General features: G+C 63.5%; 27 protein-coding genes. 16 read left to right on the top strand and 11 right to left on the bottom strand.

Translation table 11 applies throughout. The annotated features are described in order from the left end of the window. The first annotated feature begins 24 nt into the window (after positions 1-24). The 3 genes from LY254_RS08865 to ureC are packed head-to-tail and all read left to right on the top strand — an operon-like array spanning position 25 to position 2375. Positions 25-327: an urease subunit gamma gene (locus LY254_RS08865; protein ID WP_010313747.1), complete on the top strand. Its 303-nt coding sequence runs from the start codon at positions 25-27 to the stop codon at positions 325-327. 6 nt (positions 328-333) lie between these two features. Beyond that, positions 334-651: an urease subunit beta gene (locus LY254_RS08860; protein WP_247476706.1), complete on the top strand. Its 318-nt coding sequence runs from the start codon at positions 334-336 to the stop codon at positions 649-651. An 11-nt stretch (positions 652-662) separates the two neighbouring features. After that, on the top strand, positions 663-2375 hold the full coding sequence (gene ureC / locus LY254_RS08855) for an urease subunit alpha (RefSeq protein ID WP_247476704.1): 1713 nt from the start codon (positions 663-665) through the stop codon (positions 2373-2375). Here the strand turns inward: ureC and LY254_RS08850 are convergent. Beyond that, a complete protein-coding gene (locus LY254_RS08850) occupies positions 2372-2842 on the bottom strand; it encodes a hypothetical protein (RefSeq protein ID WP_010313754.1) in 471 nt (156 codons plus the stop codon). The genes ureC and LY254_RS08850 overlap by 4 nt on opposite strands. A 73-nt stretch (positions 2843-2915) precedes the next feature. On the opposite strand from LY254_RS08850, the gene LY254_RS08845 reads away from it, so the two are divergent. The 3 genes from LY254_RS08845 to LY254_RS08835 all read left to right on the top strand — a co-directional run bounded on the left by LY254_RS08845 (position 2916) and on the right by LY254_RS08835 (position 5411). After that, complete coding sequence (locus LY254_RS08845; protein ID WP_247476703.1) at positions 2916-4478, top strand: APC family permease; 1563 nt, start codon at positions 2916-2918, stop codon at positions 4476-4478. A 261-nt stretch (positions 4479-4739) separates the two neighbouring features. After that, on the top strand, positions 4740-4943 hold the full coding sequence (locus tag LY254_RS08840) for a hypothetical protein (RefSeq protein ID WP_010313758.1): 204 nt from the start codon (positions 4740-4742) through the stop codon (positions 4941-4943). Positions 4944-5003: 60 nt separating this feature from the next. Next, positions 5004-5411: a hypothetical protein gene (locus tag LY254_RS08835; protein WP_247476701.1), complete on the top strand. Its 408-nt coding sequence runs from the start codon at positions 5004-5006 to the stop codon at positions 5409-5411. Here LY254_RS08835 and cobA read toward each other — a convergent pair. Next, complete coding sequence (gene cobA / locus LY254_RS08830) at positions 5348-6136, bottom strand: uroporphyrinogen-III C-methyltransferase (protein WP_247476700.1); 789 nt, start codon at positions 6134-6136, stop codon at positions 5348-5350. The two genes, LY254_RS08835 and cobA, sit on opposite strands and share 64 nt — an antisense overlap. Beyond that, the gene (locus LY254_RS08825) at positions 6133-6681 is read right to left on the bottom strand and encodes a hypothetical protein (protein ID WP_363155132.1); all 549 of its coding nucleotides are present in this window, start codon (positions 6679-6681) and stop codon (positions 6133-6135) included. Before LY254_RS08825 ends, cobA begins: the two co-directional genes overlap by 4 nt. Positions 6682-6789: 108 nt before the next feature. On the opposite strand from LY254_RS08825, the gene LY254_RS08820 reads away from it, so the two are divergent. The 4 genes from LY254_RS08820 to LY254_RS08805 all read left to right on the top strand — a co-directional run bounded on the left by LY254_RS08820 (position 6790) and on the right by LY254_RS08805 (position 10764). Continuing rightward, the gene (locus LY254_RS08820; RefSeq protein WP_247476696.1) at positions 6790-6987 is read left to right on the top strand and encodes a hypothetical protein; all 198 of its coding nucleotides are present in this window, start codon (positions 6790-6792) and stop codon (positions 6985-6987) included. Between the two features lie 212 nt (positions 6988-7199). Further along, positions 7200-8771, top strand: a complete 1572-nt coding sequence (locus tag LY254_RS08815) for a ferredoxin--nitrite reductase (protein ID WP_010313768.1) — start codon at positions 7200-7202, stop codon at positions 8769-8771. A gap of 316 nt (positions 8772-9087) precedes the next feature. After that, complete coding sequence (locus LY254_RS08810) at positions 9088-9978, top strand: formate/nitrite transporter family protein (protein WP_010313770.1); 891 nt, start codon at positions 9088-9090, stop codon at positions 9976-9978. Positions 9979-9981: 3 nt separating this feature from the next. Beyond that, positions 9982-10764 (top strand): hypothetical protein, encoded by a 783-nt coding sequence (locus LY254_RS08805; RefSeq protein WP_247476694.1) that lies wholly within the window; start codon positions 9982-9984, stop codon positions 10762-10764. A gap of 69 nt (positions 10765-10833) precedes the next feature. On the opposite strand, the gene cynS is transcribed toward LY254_RS08805, so the two are convergent. Beyond that, positions 10834-11286, bottom strand: a complete 453-nt coding sequence (cynS, locus tag LY254_RS08800; protein ID WP_369791648.1) for a cyanase — start codon at positions 11284-11286, stop codon at positions 10834-10836. A gap of 227 nt (positions 11287-11513) precedes the next feature. Between cynS and LY254_RS08795 the strand changes: the two genes are divergently transcribed. Continuing rightward, positions 11514-12578 carry an anthranilate phosphoribosyltransferase family protein gene (locus LY254_RS08795; protein WP_247476692.1) on the top strand — a complete coding sequence of 355 codons (1065 nt, stop codon included), beginning with the start codon at positions 11514-11516 and terminating at the stop codon, positions 12576-12578. A 10-nt stretch (positions 12579-12588) separates the two neighbouring features. On the opposite strand, the gene LY254_RS08790 is transcribed toward LY254_RS08795, so the two are convergent. Continuing rightward, positions 12589-12786 (bottom strand): hypothetical protein, encoded by a 198-nt coding sequence (locus tag LY254_RS08790; protein ID WP_247476691.1) that lies wholly within the window; start codon positions 12784-12786, stop codon positions 12589-12591. 321 nt (positions 12787-13107) lie between these two features. On the opposite strand from LY254_RS08790, the gene LY254_RS08785 reads away from it, so the two are divergent. Further along, complete coding sequence (locus LY254_RS08785) at positions 13108-13575, top strand: nitrate reductase associated protein (RefSeq protein ID WP_247476690.1); 468 nt, start codon at positions 13108-13110, stop codon at positions 13573-13575. Here the strand turns inward: LY254_RS08785 and LY254_RS08780 are convergent. Both LY254_RS08780 and LY254_RS08775 read right to left on the bottom strand, forming a co-directional pair. After that, positions 13556-15787, bottom strand: a complete 2232-nt coding sequence (locus LY254_RS08780; RefSeq protein WP_247476689.1) for a molybdopterin oxidoreductase family protein — start codon at positions 15785-15787, stop codon at positions 13556-13558. The two genes, LY254_RS08785 and LY254_RS08780, sit on opposite strands and share 20 nt — an antisense overlap. An 80-nt stretch (positions 15788-15867) precedes the next feature. Further along, positions 15868-17421 carry a NarK family nitrate/nitrite MFS transporter gene (locus tag LY254_RS08775; RefSeq protein ID WP_247476688.1) on the bottom strand — a complete coding sequence of 518 codons (1554 nt, stop codon included), beginning with the start codon at positions 17419-17421 and terminating at the stop codon, positions 15868-15870. 267 nt (positions 17422-17688) lie between these two features. On the opposite strand from LY254_RS08775, the gene LY254_RS08770 reads away from it, so the two are divergent. Both LY254_RS08770 and LY254_RS08765 read left to right on the top strand, forming a co-directional pair. Further along, on the top strand, positions 17689-18276 hold the full coding sequence (locus LY254_RS08770; protein ID WP_029626049.1) for a molybdenum cofactor guanylyltransferase: 588 nt from the start codon (positions 17689-17691) through the stop codon (positions 18274-18276). Continuing rightward, on the top strand, positions 18273-19301 hold the full coding sequence (locus LY254_RS08765; protein WP_247476687.1) for a GTP 3',8-cyclase MoaA: 1029 nt from the start codon (positions 18273-18275) through the stop codon (positions 19299-19301). The genes LY254_RS08770 and LY254_RS08765 overlap by 4 nt, the downstream gene beginning before the upstream one ends. On the opposite strand, the gene LY254_RS08760 is transcribed toward LY254_RS08765, so the two are convergent. After that, on the bottom strand, positions 19298-20071 hold the full coding sequence (locus tag LY254_RS08760) for a sulfite exporter TauE/SafE family protein (RefSeq protein WP_247476686.1): 774 nt from the start codon (positions 20069-20071) through the stop codon (positions 19298-19300). The two genes, LY254_RS08765 and LY254_RS08760, sit on opposite strands and share 4 nt — an antisense overlap. Next, positions 20068-20571, bottom strand: coding sequence for a molybdenum cofactor biosynthesis protein B (gene moaB / locus LY254_RS08755; RefSeq protein WP_247476685.1), 504 nt, complete (start codon positions 20569-20571; stop codon positions 20068-20070). The genes LY254_RS08760 and moaB overlap by 4 nt, the downstream gene beginning before the upstream one ends. 65 nt (positions 20572-20636) lie before the next feature. Here moaB and moaD point away from each other — a divergent pair, with 65 nt between their 5' ends. Both moaD and LY254_RS08745 read left to right on the top strand, forming a co-directional pair. Continuing rightward, positions 20637-20885 (top strand): molybdopterin converting factor subunit 1, encoded by a 249-nt coding sequence (moaD, locus tag LY254_RS08750; protein ID WP_247476684.1) that lies wholly within the window; start codon positions 20637-20639, stop codon positions 20883-20885. Continuing rightward, positions 20885-21358 (top strand): molybdenum cofactor biosynthesis protein MoaE, encoded by a 474-nt coding sequence (locus tag LY254_RS08745; protein WP_247476683.1) that lies wholly within the window; start codon positions 20885-20887, stop codon positions 21356-21358. The genes moaD and LY254_RS08745 overlap by 1 nt, the downstream gene beginning before the upstream one ends. A 4-nt stretch (positions 21359-21362) precedes the next feature. Here the strand turns inward: LY254_RS08745 and LY254_RS08740 are convergent, their stop codons facing one another. Together LY254_RS08740 and moaC are read right to left on the bottom strand one after the other, a co-directional pair. Further along, entirely contained in the window at positions 21363-22598 is a 1236-nt protein-coding gene (locus LY254_RS08740) for a molybdopterin molybdotransferase MoeA (RefSeq protein ID WP_247476682.1), read from the bottom strand. Next, entirely contained in the window at positions 22591-23109 is a 519-nt protein-coding gene (gene moaC / locus LY254_RS08735) for a cyclic pyranopterin monophosphate synthase MoaC (RefSeq protein WP_010313800.1), read from the bottom strand. Before moaC ends, LY254_RS08740 begins: the two co-directional genes overlap by 8 nt. Positions 23110-23379: the final 270 nt, after the last annotated feature.

The following is a 23379-nucleotide window of genomic DNA, read 5'->3' as shown; positions in this document are numbered from 1 at the left end:
GCTGGATCAGGCTCCTGCCCCGCCATGCATCTGACCCCTCAGGAGAAGGACAAGCTCCTGATCGTCACCGCGGCCCTTTTGGCCGAACGCCGGTTGAACCGCGGCCTCAAGCTCAACCATCCCGAGGCGGTGGCCTGGCTGAGTTTCCTCGTGCTCGAAGGGGCCCGGGACGGAAAAACCGTGGCGGAACTCATGGCCGAGGGAACCACCTGGCTGAGCCGAGATCAGGTGATGGAGGGCATCCCTGAGCTGGTCCACGAAGTCCAGATCGAGGCGGTGTTTCCCGACGGCACCAAGCTCGTGACCCTGCATGACCCCATTCGCTGATCGGCCATGGCTGCACTCATTCCCGGCGAACTGATTCCCGAACCAGGGGAGCTGGAACTCAACAGCGGACGCCCCATCACCACGGTGCTGGTGGCAAACACCGGAGATCGCCCCGTTCAGGTGGGCTCCCACTTCCACTTCTTTGAGGCCAATGCCGCCCTGCAGTTCGACCGCGAGGCCACCCGGGGACAACGGCTCGACATTCCTGCGGGCACGGCGATCCGCTTTGAGCCTGGCGACAGCCGGGAAGTGCAGCTGATTCCCTTCGCAGGCGGACGACGCGTCTTTGGCTTCAACGGCCTGATCAACGGCCCCCTCGACTGAACGGACACCCCATGCCATACCGGATTTCCCGCCGTCAGTACGCCGAGACCTACGGCCCCACCACCGGCGATCGCCTACGCCTGGCGGACACAGAGCTGATCCTTGAGGTGGAACGGGACCTCACCGTCTACGGCGATGAAGTGAAATTCGGCGGCGGCAAGGTCATCCGCGATGGCATGGGGCAAGCCCAGACCACGCGGGCAGCCGGAGCGGTGGACACAGTGATCACCAATGCCCTGATCCTCGACTGGTGGGGCATCGTCAAAGCCGACATCGGCATTCGCGATGGCCGCATCTGCGGCGTTGGCAAAGCGGGCAACCCGGATACCCAGGCAGGGGTCGACATCGTCGTGGGCCCAGGCACCGAAGCCATCGCCGGGGAGGGACACATCCTCACCGCGGGCTCGATCGACACCCACATTCACTTCATCTGCCCCCAGCAGATCGAAACGGCCTTGGCCAGTGGGGTGACCACCTTGCTCGGCGGCGGTACCGGCCCGGCGACGGGAACCAACGCCACCACCTGCACCCCCGGGGCCTTCCACATCAGCCGGATGTTGCAGGCCGCTGAGGGGCTGCCGGTCAACCTGGGCTTCTTTGGCAAGGGCAACGCCTCCACCCCAGAGGCGATTGAGGAGCAGGTCCAGGCCGGCGCTTGCGGGCTCAAGCTGCATGAGGACTGGGGCACCACTCCGGCGGCCATCGACTGCTGCTTGAGCGTTGCCGATCGGATGGATGTGCAGGTCTGTATCCACAGCGACACCCTCAATGAAGCGGGCTTTGTCGAGGACACGATCCGAGCCATCGGCGGCCGCACGATCCACACCTTCCACACCGAAGGGGCCGGTGGTGGTCACGCCCCCGACATCATCAAAATCTGCGGCGAAGCCAACGTCCTGCCGAGCAGCACGAACCCGACGCGCCCCTACACCCGCAACACGCTCGAGGAGCACCTCGACATGCTGATGGTGTGCCACCACCTCGATCCGAAGATTCCGGAGGATGTGGCCTTCGCCGAGTCGCGCATCCGCCGCGAGACCATCGCCGCCGAGGACATCCTTCACGACATCGGCGCCTTCTCAATCATCGCCAGCGACTCCCAGGCCATGGGCCGCGTCGGTGAGGTGATCACCCGCACCTTCCAGACGGCCCACAAGATGAAGGTGCAACGGGGCGCACTCCCCGAGGACAGCGGCCGCAACGACAACACCCGCCTGAAGCGCTACATCGCCAAGACCACCATCAACCCTGCCATCGCCCATGGCCTCGATCAGCAGGTGGGCTCTGTGGAAGTGGGCAAGTTGGCGGATCTGGTGCTGTGGAAGCCCGGCTTCTTTGGGGTGAAACCAGAGCTCGTGATCAAGGGGGGCTCCATCGTCTGGGCCCAGATGGGCGACGCCAACGCCTCCATCCCCACCCCTGGCCCCGTCCATGGACGGCCCATGTTTGCCGCCTTCGGGAAAGCCTTGGCCCCCAGTTGCCTCACCTTCGTGAGTCAAGCGGCCCTGGACAACGACGTACCCCGGAGACTGGGACTGGAACGCTCCTGCGTCCCGGTGCTCAATACCCGCAGTGGGATCAGCAAGGCGGCGATGAAAAACAACACCGCCCTGCCCAAGGTGGAGGTGGACCCCCAGACCTACGAGGTCTTTGCCAACGGCGAACTCCTCAGCTGCGAACCCGCCGAGGTGCTGCCGATGGCGCAGCGCTACTTCCTGCTCTAATTGCAGCCCTGGACGGAGATCCGGTAGGTGAAGCCCGTGGCCGCCTGATCGCCGCTGGCGCCGATCTTGAAGTTCACCTGGTTCACCGTTTTGCCGGGAACAGCACGAACGGTCCACTGACGGCCGGTGCCGACATTGGGGGCATAGGAGTCATTGACGACCTGGAGATTGGAGCCATCGGTGAACTTCAGGTAGGCCTGAATCGGATACGTCGCGCTCACCGAGGAGTTGGCGGTGAAGAACAGCTTGTAGCTGCTGTAGGGCTGGTTAACGAAGAAATCGGTGTTCCAGTTCGGGCGGCTGAAGGGCAAGGGGCTGCCCAGGCTGATGGTCTTGGTGACGATGTTGCTCTGGCCATTCCCGCCCACGGGGGCGAGGAACTGACAGGAGGCCAAAGCCGGGGCAGACGCCATGAGGGCACCAGCGCCGATCAAGGCGGTGACTCCAGCACGCATGAAAGCCGACATCGAAAAGAACGATCACTGGTTTCGCTCTAGCCAGAGCTGACCAGGATGGAAAGCACTGCAGGAAACACCCCGAATGGCCCTGTCGCGCAGCCTCGGCCTGCGCAGCCTGACCCTGGCGGTGGTGAGCGGCACCATCGGCTCGGGCTGGCTGTTCGCACCCTTCTATGCCGCCCGCAGCGCCGGGGCCGCGAGCCTGATCGCTTGGCTCCTGGGCGGAGTGCTGGCCTTTGGCCTGGCCATGGTCTTCGCCGAACTCGGGGCACTGGTGCCCAGCTCCGGCGCCCTGGCGCAGATCCCCATGCTCAGCCATGGCCGCCTGGCCGGGTTCATCGGCGGATGGTGCGCCTGGGTGGCCTACCTGGCCCTTCCCACCATTGAGGTGCTGGCGATGATCGAGTACCTGGCAAGCGACCTGCCCTGGCTCACCCTCGATGGCGGCCAAGGCCAGGTGCTCAGTCCCTGGGGCATGGCCTTCGCCGCTCTGCTGCTGGTGCTGATGACCTGGGTGAACTTGGCGGGGGTGCGCACCCTGGCCCGCTGGATTGACACCCTGACCAGCTGGAAGCTGGTCATCCCCCTCCTGATTTCGGCCGTCCTGATGCTCAGCGCATCGGACTGGAGCAATCTGCTGGTGACCGTGGGAGCACCCGGCGCAGGGGAGAACTGGCTGCCGGGCATTGTTCATGCCATCAGCAGTGGCGGCATCCTCTTCAGCCTGCTGGGATTTCGCACCGCCATGGATTTGGCGGGTGAAGCCCGAGACCCCCAACGCACCGTGCCCCTGGCCATGGGCCTTGGACTGGGGCTCTCCATCGCCATCTATCTGGCGCTGCAGCTGGCCTTTCTCGTGGCGGTGCCCCACAGCAGCCTGGGCGCGGGCTGGGGAGCACTGCAGCTGAGCGCCCACGGCGGCCCCCTGGCGGCGATCGCCATGGGACTCGGTCTGAGCTGGGTCGTGGGGTTGCTGCTGAGTGATGCGGTGATCTCCCCGGGAGCGACCGCCATGACCTACTTGGGGCTCTCCGGCCGGGTGGCCTGGATGATGGGCAGCCTGCGTCTGTTGCCCAGACGGCTGGAGCATCTCAACCGCCAAGCCGTGCCCAGCACAGCACTCATCCTGAGCTTGGTGATTGGCGTTGTGATGCTGCTGCTTGGCCCCAGCTGGCAGCAGATCGTGAGCTTCCTGACCGCCTGCTTGGTGATTGCCTTGGCCGTTGGGCCCGTCAGCCTGCTGGCCCTCCGTCAGCAGCTCCCGACTGCCCATCGCGCCTTTGCGCTTCCTGCTGCCGCACTGGTCTGTCCGCTGACCTTCATGGCCGCCAGCTGGGCTGTGCTCTGGTGCGGACGCACAGCCGTTGAAGGCGCCATCAGCCTCGTCCTGGTTCCGGCCCTGATCTTTACGGGAGTCAACCGATGGCAAGGCCGACCGCTCGATGGGACGCATGGCCGTTGGTGGTTTGGCTACTTAATCGGCCTGCTGCTGATTGCCGAGCTGAGCGGCTCCAATCGCCTGATTCCCGGCGGCGAACTGACACAGATCGCTCTGGCCAGCGCCTTCTCCTTGGCCGTTTTCCCCTTCGCTGTGCGATCCCGCCTGCCGCAGGTCTCGAGCGAAGCCCAGGTCCAGATCAATTAACCGGCCGCCGCTGTCGATGGCCAGTTGCTGACATGGGTCGAGACCGGGGATCACTGGCGAACGGCTCAAGCACGCCATGAGCTAGGCACATTCACCTACAAAAACTAGAAATCAAGGTGCAATCAGGGACGATCCCAAAGAAAACGTGAAGCGCTGTTTTGTTTGCCTTCCAAAGGCTCACGTTTGATTGCGTGGGGAAACGAACACAGAGCTGGGAGACATTCACCGGCCTTAGAAATCACCCAGTCAGCAGTCGGATTCATGGGCGACCATCTGCATCTCGTCGGACTCACCGGTGATGGCTGCCGGATCGCCCGTGACGGGGGCGGCGGCTATGTCGTGAACCACAACGACAGCGACGGAAGCTGGGAGCGGGTCGCCAACCTCCCCGCGGCCTATGCCGTTTGCGAGCGCTTCAGCCAACGGGACTCCCTCGGGCTGCCCAATTGGCGCGCCGAGGCTTAACGACCAGAAGGCAACTGGCCCAACCCTGATTAGCGTTAGTCCAACCCTTGGAAGGTTGCGATGACAGCCCCCTCCAGCAGCTGCACTGACCGCCCGGGCCGCGCCGGGATCAGCAGTGACAGCTTTTCTGCCCGCAAAGAACAGGCCCTGGTGATCTTGTTGGCCCAGTCCCTCGCCGAGGCACAGATCGGCCGGGCCGATGCCCAGGCCAGCCAAGGCCTCTGGAATGAGGTGGCGGAACTGGAGCTTGACCCAGATCGGATCATCAACCTGCTCTATGGCGGCGAAGACCTAAGCGATCGAGCAGCCCTCAAGGAACGGGATCAGCAGTGGCTCTCCGCCCAGGTGCGCCAAGCACCTCGCGGATGGTCCCTGCGAACCCTGCACCTGGGACGCCCTCAGCCCTATTTGAGCGGAATCGGCATCTCCACGAGGGCCGGCTCAGGGGCGCAGCTTTCAACGCGCTGACTGACGACATCGCCAATCACCACGATGGACGGGGAGGCCAGCTCCGCCTCCTGAACGGCTGCAGCCAAACCACCCAAGGTGGAGACCACCGCCTTCTGCCCCCGCACCGTGCCTTGCTGCACCGCAGCAGCAGGGGTCGAGGCGTCCAGGCCGCCGGCAATCAACTCCTCACAGATATGGGGCAGGTTGTGCAGGCCCATGTAGATCACCAGGCCATCACTGCTGCGGGCTAAGCCGCGCCAATCCACCCCAGGACGACGCTTATCAATCTCCTCGTGACCGGTCACGAAGGTGACTGAACTGCCGGCACGGCGGTGGGTCACGGGAATGCCGACATAGGCAGGGGCGGCGATCCCAGCCGTCACCCCGGGAACCACCTCAACGGCGATCCCATGACGCTCGAGGTGGGCTGCCTCCTCACCGCCACGACCAAAGAGAAAGGGATCCCCACCCTTCAGGCGCACCACGCAGCGATGGCGCTTGGCCATCTCCACCAGCACGGCATTGGTGCTGGGTTGGGGCACAGAGTGATGGCCCCGGCGCTTCCCAACGAAGTGCTGCTCGGCACCGTCCGGCACCAAGGCCAAGACCTCGCGCGGCACCAGTGAGTCATAGACCAGGGCATCGCACTGGCTGAGCAAACGCTGGGCCTTGACCGTCAGGAGGTCGGGATCACCGGGACCAGCCCCCACCAGATACACCTTGCCGGCAACGTCAGCGGTCATGGCAGATCGAGCAGGAGGTTGAACAAGAACTGACGGGTTGCCGGACGCTCCAGCAGCGCCAGACAGGGGGAGACGTCCGTCCGTAGGTGGGCCGTCATCCGATTGGGCGCAAGGGCCAAGGGCAATGCCGCCGCATCGCTCGGGGCGCTTCGGTCTGCACTTAAGCAGGGCACCCCCAGGTAGCGGCTCAGGGCCGAGAGGTAGCGATCCGCCACCCCTGGCCGAAGGGGATGGTGCAACACAGCCGGAGCATTCAGCGCGCGCAAATGCTCCAACCAGGGGCCCCAGGCCCCGAGGAAAGGAAGCGTGCACACCTGATGCCCTTCTCGGCGCAGCCGATCACGGATCCCCGGGACATCACTGCGGGCATGGCTGCCGGGCGTCAGCAGCAGGGGCACCAACAGCAGCGATTGCCCCTGGGGCAGCTCCAAAGGATCAGCCGTGAGGGCTTGCAACCAAACCGGAGCCTGACGGGCCTGGGCGAGATCGTTCAGCAGCTCAGTGATGACCTGGGGAATCTGCCCACCGGCGTGGCCGTGGACCACCAAGAGCAAGGGCGACTGCCGAGCAGCGGAGGGCTTCGGTAGCAACGGCCACCGCCAGCAGCCCGGGCCTGCTGATGGAGTCAGATCCACCGGATTCATAGGAACACGATGCCAGCCGCCCGCCCCTTGCCCAGCTCCCGCCGCAGGCCCCAGAGCAGCTACGGACGCCCCCGCTACCGGGAGATGCAGCCCACCCCGCAGTGGAGGCGCGAACTCGATGCCGACTTCGCCGCCATGGGCAAGGTCTGGCAAATGATTCGCAGTGGAGCGACGCGAATGCTGGGCGAAATCGGACGCCAATACTGAGCTGCGCGGGGCCGAAGAGCGTGACCATCAACCCGGAAGATGGGGCCCCTTTAGGTATCCGTTGACACCCTTTTCACCACTCCCCTTGGACGGCGTCGATCCGTAACAACGGCGACAAAGCAGTGCAGAGGGCGAATGATTTGATTCCACCCACTAGTCGTTCTTTGTTTTGGAAACGGCTCAGTTGCTGACTTCATCTGAACCGATTTCCCATGGTGGCGACGCCAACGATGTCCAACGCAAACGAGATACCCAGCGCACTACCGAGCTGGCTCGAAGGTAAGAAGCTCAATAAGATTGAGCAGAACAAAGCTGACAAAGACGGCCTACTCGTCGGCAGCGAAATCGAGACGTTCGCCAAACTTGGATGGGAGAACGTCGATGAGACGGATCTTCAGCTTCGACTGAAGTGGTACGGAATGTTCTGGAGACCCAAAACTCCAGGGCTGTTCATGATGCGCCTGCGGGTTCCCAACGGGGTGATCTCCGCAGAGCAGCTTCGGGTCGTCGGCAACATCGTGGCTCGCTACGGCAGCAACGGAAGCGCTGACATCACCACGCGCCAAAACATCCAAATGCGCGGCATCCTCCTGGAGGACCTGCCAGAGATTCTGGGTCAACTCAAAGCGGTTGGCCTGACCACCATCCAATCGGCCTTCGACAACCCCAGGAACGTCACCGGAAATCCCATTGCCGGCATTGACCCCCTGGAGATTGTCGACACTCGCCCGTACACCCAGGAGCTCGAAAACTTCCTCACGAGCAACCACCAGGGCAACCCCGAGTTCTCCAACCTTCCGCGGAAGTGGAATACGGCTGTCGCTGGTGCACGCGACAACTTCCTGCTCCACAACGACATCGCCTTCCACCCCGTTGAGCGCAACGGCGAGATGGGCTTCGGCGTCTGGATCGGCGGCATCCTCTCCTCCCAGATGAATGCCTATGCCATTCCCTTGAATGCTTGGGTCAAGCCAGATCAAATCTGTGCGATCACCGAAGCCGTGATCAAGATCTGGAGGGACAACGGCGAGCGGGACAAGCGTCCAAAGGGTCGCTTCCGTCTGTATCTCGACGAGGTTGGCCTGGAGGCTTTCCGGGCCATGGTGGAAGAACGCTTTGGTCCGCTGACCCCAGATCCAGGTTCAGTCTTCGACGCTGAACCCCGCTCCCACTACGGCATCCACCCCCAGAAGCAGCAGGACCTGCACTACGCCGGTGTCCATGTTCCCGTCGGACGCCTGCTCGCCGAAGACTTCCAAGACATTGCCGCCCTTGCCGAGCGCCATGGCGACGGCAGCGTGCGCCTGACGGAAGATCAAAACGTGATCTTTACCGGCATCAGCAGCGCTCAACTCCAGGCCTTTGAAACGGAACCACTGCTGCAGCGCTTCAGCCTGAACCCCAGCCACATTGCCGCTGGCACCGTCAGCTGCACCGGCAACAGCTACTGCAGCTTTGCCCTCACCAACACCAAGGATCAAGCCCTCGCTGCTGCTGAAGCGCTGGATCGTGAATTGGTCCTTCCGGAGGAACTGAAGATCCACTGGACGGGCTGCCCCAACACCTGCGGCCAGGCCTACATGGGCGCCATTGGTCTCACCGGAACCAAAACCAAACAGCCCGATGGCGGCATGGGCGAGGGCTACAACATCACCATTGGCGGCTCCCAAGGTGCCAACCCTCAAATCGGCGAGATGCACCGCAAAGGAGTTCCCGCCAGTGAAATCCAAGCGGTGCTGAAAGAGGTTCTCATTGAACAGTTTGGCGCCAAGCCCAGGACGTAAAAAGCCGCAGTCCGCACTACACATTTACCGGCATTTTTGAGACCAGGTGCTCCTTTCTTCTGAAGCCTGTCCTCAATCAGATCGCACCGTCTCACCCTCAACTTCGGACGCATGTCTTCATCAACGACGCAACAAAAGAGAGATGTCTTCTCTCGGTTTGTGAATTGGCTGAGCAGCAGTGGCACTGACAAAGCTGCCGTCAACAGGCCCCAAGGCAGCCAAGACTTCATTTCTCGCTTGATGAACCGCATTAGCGGTTAATTCCCTTCCTCACACATCACTTGCAGAGCAAAACATGAGCGCGACAGCTTCACAGATGGACTATGTCCTACCCAACGAATTAGTCGACGGCATGATTGCTGCCGGCGGCAAAAAAGCAACCGTCAGCGTCAAGAACCTGCTGATCCGCGGTTTCTATTCCGGAGCCATCCTCGGTCTCGCCGTGATCCTGGCCCTGACCGTGGCCGCCCAGAGCAAGATGCCCTTCCTGGGCTCGCTGCTCTTCCCCTTCGGCTTCGCCAGCATCGTCCTCTTCGGCATGGAGCTGGTCACCGGCAACTTCGCCCTGCTGCCCATGAGCGTCTGGGCCGGCAAGGCGAGCTGGAGCGCCACCTTCCGCAACTGGGCCTGGGTCTGGATTGGCAACTTCATCGGCACCGCCGTTGTTGCCCTGATCATGTGGGCCAGCCTGACCAGCGCCGGCACCGTTGAGCCCCTGGCCGCTGCCGACGGCGGTAAGGGCTGGCAGGTTGTGGCCGCCACGATCATCAAGCTCAACAAGCTGAATGTGGTCACCAAGTACGAAGCCCTTGGCAGCACTGGCTTCTTCCTCGCCTTCCTGCGGGGCATGGTCGCCAACTGGCTGGTCTGCCTGGGCGTGACCATGGCCCTGGTGAGCAAGAGCGTTCCCGGCAAGCTGCTGGCCTGCTGGCTGCCGATCACGGCCTTCCAAACGATGGGCATGGAGCACATCGTGGTGAACCAGTTCCTGCATACCGCCGGCCCCCTGCTGGGCTCCGGTGTGTCCTTCGGCAAGGTGATCGTCTGGAACTTCATCCCCGTCACCCTCGGCAACATCGTGGGCGGGATGGTCTTCATCGGGATGCTCTTCTACAGCACCCACCGCACCAAGATGCCCAACGTTCTCCCCAGTGAGCACGACGACAAGCTGGAGCGGGAACTGGCCGCCGAGCTGGGGGCTCGCTGATCAATGGGACTCGCTGTCGCCCCTGCCTCTGACCTTCTTCAGCCCCATGAGGAAGCTGCTCTGAGCGAGCGGCTCGGACGCTGGCGGCGGCAGCCCCTCACCCCTGAAGAACTGAGCGCTCTGCTGCCTCGGGTCTCCGATCCCACCCTTGCCCTCAGCCTGGCTGAGCGGCTGGGGATGGCCGGACCCGAGGCCATTGCCTTGATCCTTCCCCTCTGCCAATCGCAGGGCATTTCTCTGCCCCTCATTCGCGCCCTGGGAATCTGTCATCACCCCCAGGCCTGCACTCAGCTCCTTACCTGGCTGCCAGAGGCCGGACCCCTGGAGCCCGATGTGCTCGAAGCCCTCGGCTGCTGGGGCAATCTGATCGATTTCAGGATCATCGAATCAGCGCTGAGCGCACCTGGCCAGAGCCATCGCCTGGCAGGCCTCAGCCTGCTGACCTTCCGCAATCGCAGCCTGACGGCCGAGGAGGTCCTACGCCTGACGACGCCTCTGCTGCAGGACTTTCGCGCCGATGTGGTGATTGCCACGATCAAGCTGCTGCAACGGCGCAACGAGCCCAGCGTCTTAGCTGCCATTCGCGGCTGCATCAGCACCGAAGCTCTGCCCCGCGTCGCTGAAGCGGCACTCCAGGCCCTCGGTTGCATCGGCAGCCTGGAATGCTGCCAGCAGCTGCTGGAGCTTCGAGGCGAATTGGCTGGCACAGCCTTAGAAGAGCCGCTGCGGCGTCAACTCAAGGCTCAGGTCAGGCATCAAGCCCTGGTCGAGCAGGCCTTGGCATAACTATTCATTTCTACAATTCGCCACAAAAAAAGCCCACCGTTGGTGGGCTTTTGCGTTGGGAGCCGAAGCTCACCATTTCTTATAAGGAAGGAACTTGCCGCACATGGTGACCTTCACTCGGTTACCAGCAGGGTCTTCAACTTTGTCCACATCCAAGGTGAAATCAATGGCGCTCATAATGCCATCACCAAACTTCTCTTGGATCACGTCCTTCAGGGGCATTCCGTACACCTGCATGATCTCGTAGAAGCGATAGATCAGCGGATCAGTCGGGATCACAGGATCCAGACCGCCCTTGGTCGGGAACGACTGCAGTGCCTCAGTAATGGCATGGTCAAGACTGAGCAGTTCAGCCAGCTTTTGGGCTTCTTCAGCCGAAGCGGTGGACTGGCAGTAGAACAGCGAAGCGATCCACACTTCATCGCGACCCAGGGCGGCCTCCAGATCAGCGAAGCTCAGCCCTTTGGCCTTCTTCGCCGCCATCAACGTCGCCGTGATTGTGGCGGGAGAGGGAGCTGCCAACGAGGGCATTGAAACAGGAGTAACCGTCATGGAGACAGGCCAGAATTGATGAGAGGAGTGAACAGAATGAAGCGCAATCTGCGTTCTGCTCGCATGTCAGATTCGCTGCAGATGGGGATCAACTTCGCAGCCTTTGTTACCGAGCCTGAAACAACTTGGTAGCGGCTGCTACCAGATCGGGCCTTGTCGGCACGGAGAATCCAGTGAGAACAAGCTCTTCTGTCGGCTTGACCTACGCCGCTCCCCCAACCGACGGCCCACCGAATGGCCGTGAGCTGTTCAAGGCCTATCTCCGAAAAGTCGGCAGTGGCGAGCACACCAGTAGTGGACTGACGCGCGAAGAAGCCGCCCACGCCCTCGAACTGATGCTCGATGGGGCCGCTAGCCCGGCCCAAATCGGCGCCTTCCTGATCGCCCACCGCATCCGCCGGCCTGAACCTCAGGAGCTCACCGGGATGCTGGATGTGTACCGAAAGCGGGGCCCGCAGCTGACAACCGGCAAGCCAGCCATCAGCTTCGGCATGCCCTTTGACGGGCGCACACGCACCGCTCCGATCTACCCCCTCACCGCCCTGGTGCTCTCGAGTGCCGGACTCCCCGTGGTGCTGCAAGGGGCCGGCCGCATCCCCGTGAAATACGGGATCACGGCCCAGGAGCTGTTCGCCTGCTTGGGCCTGCAGCTCGCCGGCCGAAGCGTCGAGTGGGTCCAGGCCAAGCTCAACGCTTGCAATCTGGCGTTGGTCCATCAACCGGACCACCTCCCGGATGCCGAAACCCTGATCCCTTACCGCGAGGATCTCGGCAAGCGGCCACCGCTGGCCAGCCTCGAGTTGCTCTGGACTGCGCACCAGGGCGAGCACCTGCTGGTCAGTGGCTTTGTCCACCCGCCAACCGAAGCGCGGGCCTGGAAGGCACTGGACTTAGCGGGGGAAACCAACGTGCTGACCGTCAAAGGCCTCGAGGGAAGCACCGATCTGCCGATCAGTCGGGCCTGCGTGACGGGTCGTCCAACCCGAGAGGAGGACGGGCGCCAGATTCTCCACCCCCGCGACAACGGTTGCTACGGAGCCGACCCGCTTTGGGACGGGCTGGAGACCTGGGGGAACCAAGCGGCCGCCGCCCTCGGCGGGCAAGGGGAACTGGCGACCGCCTTGATCTGGAATGCCGGCACCTACCTCTGGCAGGCCGGACTGGAGGCGAACCTCACCGACGGCCTCGAGCGCTGCCGGGATCTTCTGAGCTCGGGGGTGGTGATGGCCCACCTCCAGCGTCTGCGCCAGGAGATGGGCTGAGAGCAACCAATCAGCGCTCGCCCAGCACCTGCCACATCGCCGCTTGGCCAGCAATCACGGGCTGCACCGACGCGGGAGCGGAAGCCGAGATGGAGGCACTACGGATGAGTTGGACGCCCAAGGAGGCGACAACAAAGGCTCCAATGAAACCTGTGGCGATCGTCAGGGGATGGCGGCCCTGAACCGCAACTCCAGTTTTGGTTGCCATGACGGCATGGGGGATTTAACCCATCCACTATGGAGACGTCAGCCAACCCTCGCCAGCCGAACCGGTCCAAAACGTTGTGGACGCTGCCGGCGCCATGGACCAGGCGGCCGCGCCTGCCAGAAGTCGATCGCTGCTCACCCAGCCGTGGGAACTGCCCAGCAGAACCCCAAGAGCAACGGCCAAACGCATGGTGAACGGAAGAATTGAAGGGAGTTTGAAGAGACCAACGCACCGATTTGGCCGCCGTTGACACCAAACCCATCCGCCGGGAGCAAGCAATCCTCAGAAGCGTCAAAATCACTACCAGAACGACGTCTGGCCGTGACAACTGAGGCCCCCTCAGCAAGCCATTGCTTTGACTTTGAAAGCGATTTCATCGGCAACTGGCGCTGCATTCCCCTCTGCGTGCGCCGCAAGCTGGACCTCTGCGGCATCAAGCTCAAGCTCAACCATTGGCTCGCCCTCAACCAAGACGAGCGGCAAACACTTGTCGACTGGCTCGACACCCAAGACGCGCTTGAGCAACTGGGGGAGCACCTCTTGAGTCGCACGGAGGCCATGGCCGACGGTCAGGCCAAAACGCTGCCGATCGCCAGCGGCGAGCCCTGGCAAAACCCGCAGCAGATTCCCGAGGTCTTGATCGAGGCCGCGCAACTCCGCGGCATCCCCCTGCAAACAGAGCAATGGGTCGCGCTCAACGAATTAGAGCGGTTTGCCCTGTGCAAGCTGGCCAGGCCAGGGCATGACCACCACAACTTGGAGGCCGCCTTTAGCGAAGTGCTGGGCTGAACCAGCGCCGCAGGGCCTCCAGGCGCCCCGCCTCCTGCTCCACCGGTTTGACCACCGACACCGCCGGGGCAACGATGACCGCGCAGGCCTTGAGTTCAGGCTGCTTGGAGACGGGGCAGGCCTGATCGTGCATCAAGGTATTGGCCTCGCAGGCCTTCTCCTGGGTAAACCCCCAATGCATCGGAAGAAACACCGACCCCCGGCGGATGCGATCGGTGACTTTGACGTTGGCGGTGATATGTCCGCGGCGTGAACTCACAGCCGCCAACTCCCCATCCCGCAGCTTGAGCTCAAGGGCATCTTGGGGGTGAATCTCAAGCAGCGGTTCGGGATGCATGGTCTGCAGCCGATCGACCTTTCCCGTGCGGGTCATGGTGTGCCATTGACCGAGATACCGGCCCACGGTGAGCACCAGTGGATAGGTCTCGCAGGGAGGTTCCGCTAATCCCAGGGGTTGGTCGATGCAGAAGCGAGCACGTCCCGAGGGTGTCGCGAATTGATGGTCGCTGTAGAGCCGCTTGGCCTCGGTGGTGGCTGAACTGCCCGCCGGGAAGGGCCACTGCTGGGGGCCGGCCTCCTCCAACAGGGCATGACTCAAGCCAGAGACATCACAGAGACGCCCGGCCGTGAGCTGACTGAATTCCGCGTACACCTCAGCCGCGGAGTCGTAGCTGAACTGCTCCTCAAAGCCCAGGCGCCGACCCACCTCCGCGAACACCTCCCAGTCGGGCCGGCTCTCGCCGTGGCGAGGGCGATAGGCCGGGCAATAGGTGACCCTGCGCTCGGAATTGGTCATCGCACCGGCCTTCTCGCTCCACTGGGCCGCCGGCAAGACCAGGTGGGCGTAGTGAGCCGTTTCCGTGTCGGCGTAGGCATCGCTCACCACCACCAGAGGGCAGCGCCGCATCGCAGCTTTGACGCGATCGAGGTCCGGCAGGCTCACCAGGGGATTCGTGGCGGCCACCCACCAGAGATCCAGCTCGCCGCGCTCCATGGCCTCCACCTGCTGCCAGGCCGCCAAGCCCGGCGTCGCCGCGATGCTGCCGGCGGGGAGTCCCCAGGCCTGCTCAACCTCCTGACGGTGTTCGGCGTTGGTCACCAGGCGGTACCCCGGCAACAGATGGGACAGGCCCCCGGCCTCCCGGCCACCCATGGCGTTGGGCTGCCCCGTCAATGAAAAGGGTCCCGCTCCCTCTTTGCCGATCTGACCGGTGAGCAGGTGAAGGTTGATCAGGCCGCCGACCACCGCGGTGCCCTCGCGCCGCTGATTGACCCCCATCGACCAGAGACTGAGGACCCGCTCACGCCGGTGAAACAGCTCCGCCACCTCCCGCAGCCGTTTTTCAGGGATGTTGCAAAAGCGGGCGACCTTTCGGGGCGTCCAACGGGCCGCGACATCAAAAAAAGCGTCGTAGTTCTCGGTGTGGTCGTCGATGAACGCCGGGTCTTGACCGTTCTCCCGCAGCACCAGATGGGCCAGACCGTGGAGGAGCGCCAGATCAGTGCCCGGGGCGATGGGCAGATGAATGTCAGCGGCCTTGGCGGTGTCCGTTGAGCGGGGATCGACCACCACGATCGTGACGCTGCCTGGATTGCGTTTTTTGCGCTTCAACAGACGCTGGAACAGGACCGGGTGGCACTCCGCGGTGTTGGTTCCAATCAGGAAAGCCACCGAGCAGTGGTCCAGATCCTCGTAACAGGCAGGGGGGCCATCGGAGCCGAGGCTGCGGGTATAGCCCGCCACCGCGGAGCTCATGCAAAGCCGGGAATTGGCATCGAAGTTGTTGGTGCCCAACGCACCCTTCAACAACTTCTGGGCCAGGTAATAGTCCTCGGTGTGGAACTGGCCAGAGCCGTACATGGCAATGGCGTCAGCCCCCTTGGTGGCCAAGGTGCTGCGGATCCGGCCCACCAGCAGGTCCATGGCCTGCTCCCACCGGATGGGTTGAAACGGGTCGTCCAGGCTGGAGCGATAGAGCGGCTCCCGGAGACGCCCACGGTCCAAGGTCTCGCCGACAGTCGCACCCTTGATGCAGACCTGGCCCAGGCTTGAGGGGTGCTGGCGATCGCCCCGCGCGGTCCAGATCGGATTGCCCTCGGCGTCGCGCTTGACCGCCTGACCGGGCAAAGCCGGCGGAATCAGCTCAAGCCCACAACCAACACCGCAATAGGGGCATTGGCTACGCACGTTGCCGGAAGCGGACTGGGCCATGACCAGGAACGAAACAAGGTCGAAAGAAAAAGGGGCGGCTCGTGATGGCCGCCCCCTGAGAACCCCAGCGACGGGGAGGATTAGGCGTTGACGAGAGCCTTCTCGTCCGCATGCTCTTCAGCGAAGGAGCCCTTGGGCTCTTTCAGGAAGAAGAAGCAGAGGAAAGCGACGATCAATCCCGCAGTACCGAGGATTTGGAAGAAGGCGCTGTTGGAGGAGGCAATGATCTCCGCAGAGGGATCTTTGCCACCACCCATCCACATCGGCAGCAGGCTGAAGATCGTCAGGTAAGCAACCGCACCAACGTTGCCGTAGGCGCCCACAAGACCTGCGATCTGCCCCGTCACACGCTTCTTGACCAGCGGCACCATCGCGAAGGTCGCACCTTCACCGGCCTGAACGAAGAACGAGGCCAGCATCGTGATCAACACCGCGACGGTGATGCCCAGGGAGCCGGAGAACGCGCCGGGCTTGATCATGCTCATGATCAAGTAACCAATGCCCAAGCCGCCGGTCAGGAAGGCCATGGTGTTTTTGCGGCTGCCGAGCTTGTCGGAAATCAGACCGCCACCGGGACGAGCCACCAAGTTCACAAAGGCAAAACAGGACGCCAGGATGCCGGCTGTTGCCTTCGGCAGATCAAACGTGGTCTCAAAGAAGGTCGGCAGCATGGAGACAACCGCCAACTCAGATCCGAAGTTCACGATGTAGGTGAGCTCCAGAATGGCGACCTGCTTGAACTCGTAGCGATCTTCCTTGGGATATTGCCTAACGCCGTTGATCAGATCGCGGTTGGTGCGAATAATGCCCCAGGTCTGGAAGCCGAACCAAACCAGAACTGCCAGGAGCGCCAGGGGATAGGTGCCGGCGTTCAGGAAGCCAACTTTTTGCAGGCGCCAGCAGAGCACGCAGAGAATGGCCGCAAAGGGAACATTCATGCCCAGCAGGCCCCAGAAATCCCGCATGGAAGTCACCTCAAGACCAGCAGACTTGGCCGGCTTTTGGTAGGCCTTACCGGGGGGAGTATCAGTGACGCTAAAGAAGTAGATCACCCCATAGACGGCCGAAATAATGCCGGTCAGAGCAATCGCACCACGCCAATTCAAGATTGCGCCGGTGGGCAGCTCGAAGCCACCTGAGAAGGACAGGAAGCCAGCCAGGGCGACAAGAGTCAGCGCAGAGAAGGCCGAGCCAAAGTTGCCCCAACCGCCGTAGATCCCTTCCGCCAGGCCGATTTCCTTGGGCGGGAACCATTCGGCCACCATGCGGATACCGATCACAAAGCCGGCACCAACGATGGAGAGCAGCAGGCGAGCAACCACCAGCTGATTGAAGTCCTGCGCTGATGCAAACAGCAGGCAGGGGATCACCGAGAAGACAAGAATCGCCGAGTAGGTCTTACGGGGACCGAACTTATCCAGCAGCATGCCGATGAGCACGCGAGCAGGAATTGTGAGGGCAACGTTGCAGATCGCAACGGTACGGATTTGACCAAGGTCGAGGCCAAGATCAGCCTTAACCGTTGTAGCCAGTGGAGCCAGGTTGAACCAGACGACAAACGTCAGGAAGAAGGCGAACCAGGTGAGATGAAGAGTGCGATATCTCCCCTGGAGCGACCAAAGATCGCCAAGCATGGAGGACAGGGACAGTGGAGTAAGCCCAGGCCTTCAAAAAGCAGCGACCGGGGGAATCGCGCATCAAGCGCTGACGGAATTGGACCACCCGAGAGCCACCCCAACGGGTAACGACAGCTACCAAAGATCAATCCAGGCCCCGGACCGGACGCGGGCTAATCAATGCAATCAACCAGGCTTATCACCTGTCCGAGCAACAAGGCCCAGGGATTTGTTTGGTAGCAACAGCGACATTAAGAGCGGTTCCCAGCGCTACATCGTGCAGGCATGACTCCAGTGCGGATCCATGGCGCCGTGCTCTGCGGCGGTGCGAGCCGGCGCATGGGCCAAGACAAGGCAGCACTCCCCCACCCCGATGGCGGGAGCTGGCTTTCACGCACTGCGGAGCTCCTCAGTCGAGTCTGTGAATCGGTCGCGGTTTGCAGCCAACACCCAAGCCATGCGGCATTGGTGGCCGGGCTCGAGCGGGTCCACCTCACCCTGGAGCCCCCGCCTGCCCAAGGCCCCCTCAGGGCCCTTGCACAGGTGCTTTCCAGCACAGGCGACAGCGCTGTGCTGATCGCTCCGGTGGACATGCCCCGCCTGAGCCAAGAGACGCTGGAGTCGCTGATCACCCAGTGGGAGCTCGCGCCAGGCCAGGCTGCGGTGGCCCATGACGGCCAACAGCTGCAGCCCCTGCTGGGGATCTACCCGGGTGGAGCCAAGCAGCGCAGCACCCTCGCCCAGGCGCTAGAGGCGGGGGAGCGGCGCTGGCAGGGGTGGCTCGCCACCATCCCCCATCAAGCTGTGGTGCTTCCTGCCCAACAACTCCTCAATGCGAACACGCCTGCGGAGCGCGCCAGGCTGATGCCATGAGCCCAGGACCGGCCACCGATCAACTCCAGCGTCCCCTTGGGGTCCTGCGGCTCTCTTTGACAGCGCGCTGCAACTTGGCTTGCCCCTACTGCCAACCGGACGGGGAAGAAGCACCAGACCGACTGACAACGGAGCAGCGTCTGCGGGTGATCGAAGCGGCCTGCAGCCTGGGGGTCAGCAGCCTGCGCCTAACCGGTGGGGAACCGCTGCTGACACCTGATCTGGAGGAATTACTGGAGGCCATCGGCCTCGCGCGAAGGCACACCAACAGCCCCCTGCGGGACTTGAGCGACACCGCTTTAACGACCAATGGCCTGCTGCTCAGCCCTGAGCGAGCCCAGCGGCTGCGGCGAGCAGGGTTGCAGCGCATCACCATCAGCCTTGATGCCGTCGCGCCTGAGCGTGTCGGGGAGATGAGCGGCCGGCCGCACCAGGGAGCACAGCTCCTGCAGCAGGTCTTGGCGGCCATCGCCGCGGCCAAGGCCGCTGGATTTGATCCCGCCGTTGGCGCGCTGAAGCTCAACAGCGTGATCCAGCGGGGACGCAACGACGATCAATTGCTACCTCTCGCCGCCCTCGCCCGCGACCAGGGCCTGGAGTTGCGGCTGATCGAAACCATGGATGTGGGCAACCGCAACGGCTGGTCCCCCGAGCAGGTCGTGCCCGCTGCCGAAATGATCGAGCGCCTGGGCAGCCGATGGCCCCTGGAGCCCCTGGGACGCCCTACCCATGGCACCGCCAGCCGCTGGCGTTACCGGGATGGCCGCGGGGCCGTTGCCGTCGTGGCCTCCATCACGCAACCGTTCTGCGGCGACTGCAACCGGCTACGGGTCACAGCCAATGGCATGGCCTACACCTGCCTGTTTGCCTCGCAGGGCCAAGACCTCAAGCCTTGGCTACAGACCCCGGAAAGCCTTCGCCAAGCGATCGGCCAGCTCTGGAGCCACCGCCGAGATCGCTACAGCGAAGAACGTGCCTCGCGCCTGGCGCAGCCCAAAGCGGAGATGGCCTATCTGGGGGGCTAAAACCAAGCCAACAGACCCGACAACTTGAGGCTGGCCAACAGCAGCACCAACGCCAGCAATCGACGAATCCAGACCTCTTGAAACCGCCGGCTGCCGCACCAGCTCCCCAACGCTCCTGCCAAGGCCACCAGGGGCAACGGGGCCAGCAGAACTGGCATGGGTGGCAAAGCAGAAGTGCCGTAGCTCAGCAGCCAACCACTGAAACCCGCCAGGGAGTTGCACCAGATAAAGGCCGCTGAGACTCCGGCCGCCAGACGGATGGGAAGCCAACCCGCCAGCAGCACGAGGGGAGTCAAGAAGATCCCTCCCCCGGTTCCACTCAAACCAGCCAACAGACCCAGCAGGGCTCCGGTGAACAAGACCCATGGGAGTGGAGGCAGGGCCAAGGCCGCCGCCCCAGGCCCCGCCTTCGGCCGCCAAAGCCGCAGGGCCGAAAAGAGCAACACCACGGCCAAGAACAGGCTCAAGCCATCGCTCGGGAGCTGCCAACTCCCACCCAGCAGCGCCGCGGGAATCGAACAGGAGAGCAGGGGCAGCAGGAAACGGCGCTGGACGACAACCGGCAGGTGGCCATCGCGGTAAAAACGCCAACTGGCCAGGCTCGCCACCACCAGATTCATCACCAAAGCCATCGGCCGAATCCACTCCAGCGGCACGGCGAAGAGGGCCAGGCTGGCGATGTAGCCAGAGGCGCCCGCATGGCCAACGCAGGCATACAAAAAGGCGATGAGCCCCAGGGCTAAGAGCAGCCCGGGCTCCAGCGCAGTCATGGGGCCTCGGTCAGGCGCGGCAGCAACTGCACCAAGTTGCACGGACGGGTCGCCGCATCCAACTGAGCGGAGATCAGGCGATCCCAAGCCGTTTCCACCGCATCCAGGGAACCCGGCAGAACAAACACGACCGTGCCATTAGCCACACCCGCCAAACAGCGGCTCTGGAGACTGCTGGTGCCGATGGTTTCAAACGACAGCACCCGAAAGAGCTCGCCAAACCCCTCAATGCGTTTATCGAGCAAGGGCTCCACGGCCTCCGGAGTCCCGTCCCGCCCGGTCAAACCGGTCCCGCCACTGGTGATCACCACCTGCACCGCCTCATCGGCGATCCAACGGCTGAGTTCGGCGCGGATGCGGTAGCGGTTGTCCGGCACCAGGCGACGCTCCTGCAGAACATGGCCCGCCGCCTCCAGCCGCTGCTGCAGGGCATCGCCAGAGCGATCCTCGGCCAGGGTCCGCGTATCGGAGACGGTCAGCAGCGCAATCGAAAGGCCCACGCGCGGGATCAAGGGGTCCCTTGATGCTGCCAAACCCCGATGGGCCGCTGGGTAGCGTTTGAGCCATGGGCTCCAGCGCACCCGGCTCGATTCGCATCCGCCTGTTCGCCAGCCTGCGGGAGCAGGCGGGTTGGGCGGAGCGTCAATGGCCGCTCGAGCAGCCCACCACCGCCGAAGAGCTCTGGCGGACGCTGGAGTTGCCCGGGGCCATGGACGCGGTCCGGGTGGCCATCAATCAACGCTTTGCCAGCGCCGAGACGCCTCTACAGAACGGAGACGAGTTGGCCTTTCTGCCACCGATCTCGGGGGGCTAATGGAGCAGCCCATCGCGATTCAGATTCGACTGCACCCAGAGCGGTTTGAGCCACTGGTCTCCCTACAGCAGTGGGAACAACAGCTGCTCGAGGCGGGCCTGCAACGGGCAGCGGCCTGCAGTTCGTTCATCGGCCGGGTGCGCGCCGGCAACGCCAATGGCAGCAGCGCCAGTGCCGTTATCGCCCTCGAACTTGAGCACTACCCCGGGATGACCGAGGCGGAACTCCAACGCATTGCCGAATCCGTCGGCAAGCGCCATGGCGCCTTGGCCTGCCTGATCGAACACCGCGTCGGCCGCATCGCGGTGAACGACGCCATCGTCTGTGTCGCGGTCTTGGCCGACCGACGCGGGCCAGCCCAACGCTGCTGCCAAGAGCTGCTCGAGGAGCTCAAGCACAACGCCCCCTTTTGGAAGCGGGAATGGAGCGCCGATGGATCCAGCCAGTGGATCGAGGGCAACACCCCGCTCTAGGGCTTCAAAAAATCGGCAGCCGCAGGAGCTGGGCCCAGAGCTCCGCACCCGCCTCCAAGCTCCCCAGCTCCGCGGGAATCTCCAAGAGCAAATCCGCCTGCGCCAGGGAGCCAATCCGGGAGGACGCCTGGGACCCCGCGACCCGGGCCAACAAGCGACCGTCATCGGCCACCACCAAGGACGCCCGGGCCAATTCGGGGCGCCCCGAACCGCGCCGCAGGGGCTGCTCCAACTGAACCCGCAGACGCGGCAGCAGCGCAACCTCAGCCCCCTCCAGCCGTTGCAGCGCCGGCCAGAGCAACTGCAGGGCCGTCACGGCGGCGGCCACGGGATTGCCCGGCAGGCCGAAGAAGGGCCTCCCAGCCACCGTTCCCCAGGCCAAGGGACGACCGGGTTTGAGGAACAACTTCCAGAACCGCACCTCCCCCAGTTCCGCCACCAAGGGCCGGATCCAATCGGTATCCCCCGCAGACACGCCGCCGGTGCTCACCACCACATCAGCGTTCGCCGCCAGCTCGAGCAGGGCCTGACGCAACGGCTCGGGCTGGTCGCCAACCACCCTCTGCACGGCAACCCCGTAGCCCAGGCGTTGCAAGAGGGCGCAAAGCAACGTCGAGTTGCTCTCCCAGATCTCCCCCAACTGCCGGGGCTCACCGGGGGGAAGTAACTCATCGCCACTAATCAGCAGACCCACGCGCGGCCGTGACCAAACCCGGCACTGCTGAACGCCACAACTGGCCAGGCGCGCCAACTCCGCTACACCCAAGCGATCCCCGGCCTGGGCCAAGACCCCGCCCGCGGCCGCCTCTTCATCCATGGCGCGGATCCAGGAGTTGACCCCGCAGGCTTTCTGCAAACGGAGCTGGCCATCACAGGCCTCCACCAATTCCTGGGGCAACACCCAACCGCTTCCCTCAGGGACGACAGCCCCCGTCAGGACACGCACGGCCTGTCCCGGCTGCAGGCTCTCGCGAAACGGTGCCCCCGCGGCGGAGCGTCCCATCAGCTGCCAGGAGTCCCCCGGCTCAGGCGGCTCAGAGCCGGCGATGGCATAGCCATCCATGATCGAAGCGCGGAAACCTGGCACGGCTTCCGCCGCATGAAGCGTTTCCGCCAGTGTGCGGCCCAGACAGTCCGCCAGGGGCAAGGACTCCGAGAGCCCCAAGGGTTGCAGCGCCTCCAAGACCAGCGCCCGGGCCTGATCCAGGGGAAGCCCTTCGCGGGGATAGGGCTCAGTCATCACGCTGCCAATCGCCACGCCGCCCGCCGGTCTTGCTCAGGAGGCGCACGGGGCCAATCGTCATGGCGGGATCGACCGCTTTAACCATGTCGTAGAGGGTGAGCAGGCCCACCTGCACGGCGGTCAGCGCTTCCATCTCCACACCGGTCACACCGGTGGTACGGGCCGAGGCCTCGATGCGCAACCCATCCGCCACCGGCTCAATCGCCACGGAGACCCCGCTTAAGGGCAGGGGATGGCACAGGGGAATGAGTTCCCAGGTCCGCTTCGCCCCCTGAATCGCCGCGACCCGAGCAACGGCCAGAACATCCCCTTTGGCCGCACGCCCCTCCACCACCAGGGCCAGAGCCTCCGCCGAGAGCTGAATAAACCCCTCCGCAACGGCCACACGATCACTCACGGCGCGGCCACCCACATCCACCATGTGGGCCTCCCCGCTGGCATTGAGGTGACTCAGACCAGAAGGAGTGGAACTCACCGTGAATCGATCGCGCGAACCATCACGATGCATCCTGCCCGGAGCGAATCCAAAACCTAAAAACGTTCACTTCTGACGAGCGCAATCGAGACAGGGGGCATATCTTTCGCCCACCAAGCGGTTCATCTCATGCTTGTCAAAGGCGGGACTGGATCCTTTTCGATGGTGTGTGGCCTGGTGATGAGTTCACCGCAGCGCCAGTACCCCCGATCCGCACAGTCCTTTTCCCTGCGTCAGTTCATCCTGAAGCTGATCCGACGGATCCACTAAGGAGCGTTCAAGCCTTCATGGGAAGGTGAGGCA

The organism is Synechococcus sp. NB0720_010, assembly GCF_023078835.1.
Classification (GTDB): Bacteria; Cyanobacteriota; Cyanobacteriia; order PCC-6307; family Cyanobiaceae; genus Vulcanococcus.
The sequence above is the reverse complement of the archived record's forward strand: the minus strand, read 5'-3'. Positions and strand labels throughout refer to the sequence as shown.

Coding starts and splice junctions, on each gene's coding strand:
- LY254_RS08865 (WP_010313747.1), top strand. CDS start 25: ATGCATCTGACCCCTCAGGAGAAGGACAAGCTCCTGATCGTCACCGCG.
- LY254_RS08860 (WP_247476706.1), top strand. CDS start 334: ATGGCTGCACTCATTCCCGGCGAACTGATTCCCGAACCAGGGGAGCTG.
- ureC (WP_247476704.1), top strand. CDS start 663: ATGCCATACCGGATTTCCCGCCGTCAGTACGCCGAGACCTACGGCCCC.
- LY254_RS08850 (WP_010313754.1), bottom strand. CDS start 2,842: ATGTCGGCTTTCATGCGTGCTGGAGTCACCGCCTTGATCGGCGCTGGT.
- LY254_RS08845 (WP_247476703.1), top strand. CDS start 2,916: ATGGCCCTGTCGCGCAGCCTCGGCCTGCGCAGCCTGACCCTGGCGGTG.
- LY254_RS08840 (WP_010313758.1), top strand. CDS start 4,740: ATGGGCGACCATCTGCATCTCGTCGGACTCACCGGTGATGGCTGCCGG.
- LY254_RS08835 (WP_247476701.1), top strand. CDS start 5,004: ATGACAGCCCCCTCCAGCAGCTGCACTGACCGCCCGGGCCGCGCCGGG.
- cobA (WP_247476700.1), bottom strand. CDS start 6,136: ATGACCGCTGACGTTGCCGGCAAGGTGTATCTGGTGGGGGCTGGTCCC.
- LY254_RS08820 (WP_247476696.1), top strand. CDS start 6,790: ATGCCAGCCGCCCGCCCCTTGCCCAGCTCCCGCCGCAGGCCCCAGAGC.
- LY254_RS08815 (WP_010313768.1), top strand. CDS start 7,200: ATGGTGGCGACGCCAACGATGTCCAACGCAAACGAGATACCCAGCGCA.
- LY254_RS08810 (WP_010313770.1), top strand. CDS start 9,088: ATGGACTATGTCCTACCCAACGAATTAGTCGACGGCATGATTGCTGCC.
- LY254_RS08805 (WP_247476694.1), top strand. CDS start 9,982: ATGGGACTCGCTGTCGCCCCTGCCTCTGACCTTCTTCAGCCCCATGAG.
- LY254_RS08790 (WP_247476691.1), bottom strand. CDS start 12,786: ATGGCAACCAAAACTGGAGTTGCGGTTCAGGGCCGCCATCCCCTGACG.
- LY254_RS08780 (WP_247476689.1), bottom strand. CDS start 15,787: ATGGCCCAGTCCGCTTCCGGCAACGTGCGTAGCCAATGCCCCTATTGC.
- LY254_RS08775 (WP_247476688.1), bottom strand. CDS start 17,421: ATGCTTGGCGATCTTTGGTCGCTCCAGGGGAGATATCGCACTCTTCAT.
- LY254_RS08770 (WP_029626049.1), top strand. CDS start 17,689: ATGACTCCAGTGCGGATCCATGGCGCCGTGCTCTGCGGCGGTGCGAGC.
- LY254_RS08765 (WP_247476687.1), top strand. CDS start 18,273: ATGAGCCCAGGACCGGCCACCGATCAACTCCAGCGTCCCCTTGGGGTC.
- LY254_RS08760 (WP_247476686.1), bottom strand. CDS start 20,071: ATGACTGCGCTGGAGCCCGGGCTGCTCTTAGCCCTGGGGCTCATCGCC.
- moaD (WP_247476684.1), top strand. CDS start 20,637: ATGGGCTCCAGCGCACCCGGCTCGATTCGCATCCGCCTGTTCGCCAGC.
- LY254_RS08745 (WP_247476683.1), top strand. CDS start 20,885: ATGGAGCAGCCCATCGCGATTCAGATTCGACTGCACCCAGAGCGGTTT.
- LY254_RS08740 (WP_247476682.1), bottom strand. CDS start 22,598: ATGACTGAGCCCTATCCCCGCGAAGGGCTTCCCCTGGATCAGGCCCGG.
- moaC (WP_010313800.1), bottom strand. CDS start 23,109: ATGCATCGTGATGGTTCGCGCGATCGATTCACGGTGAGTTCCACTCCT.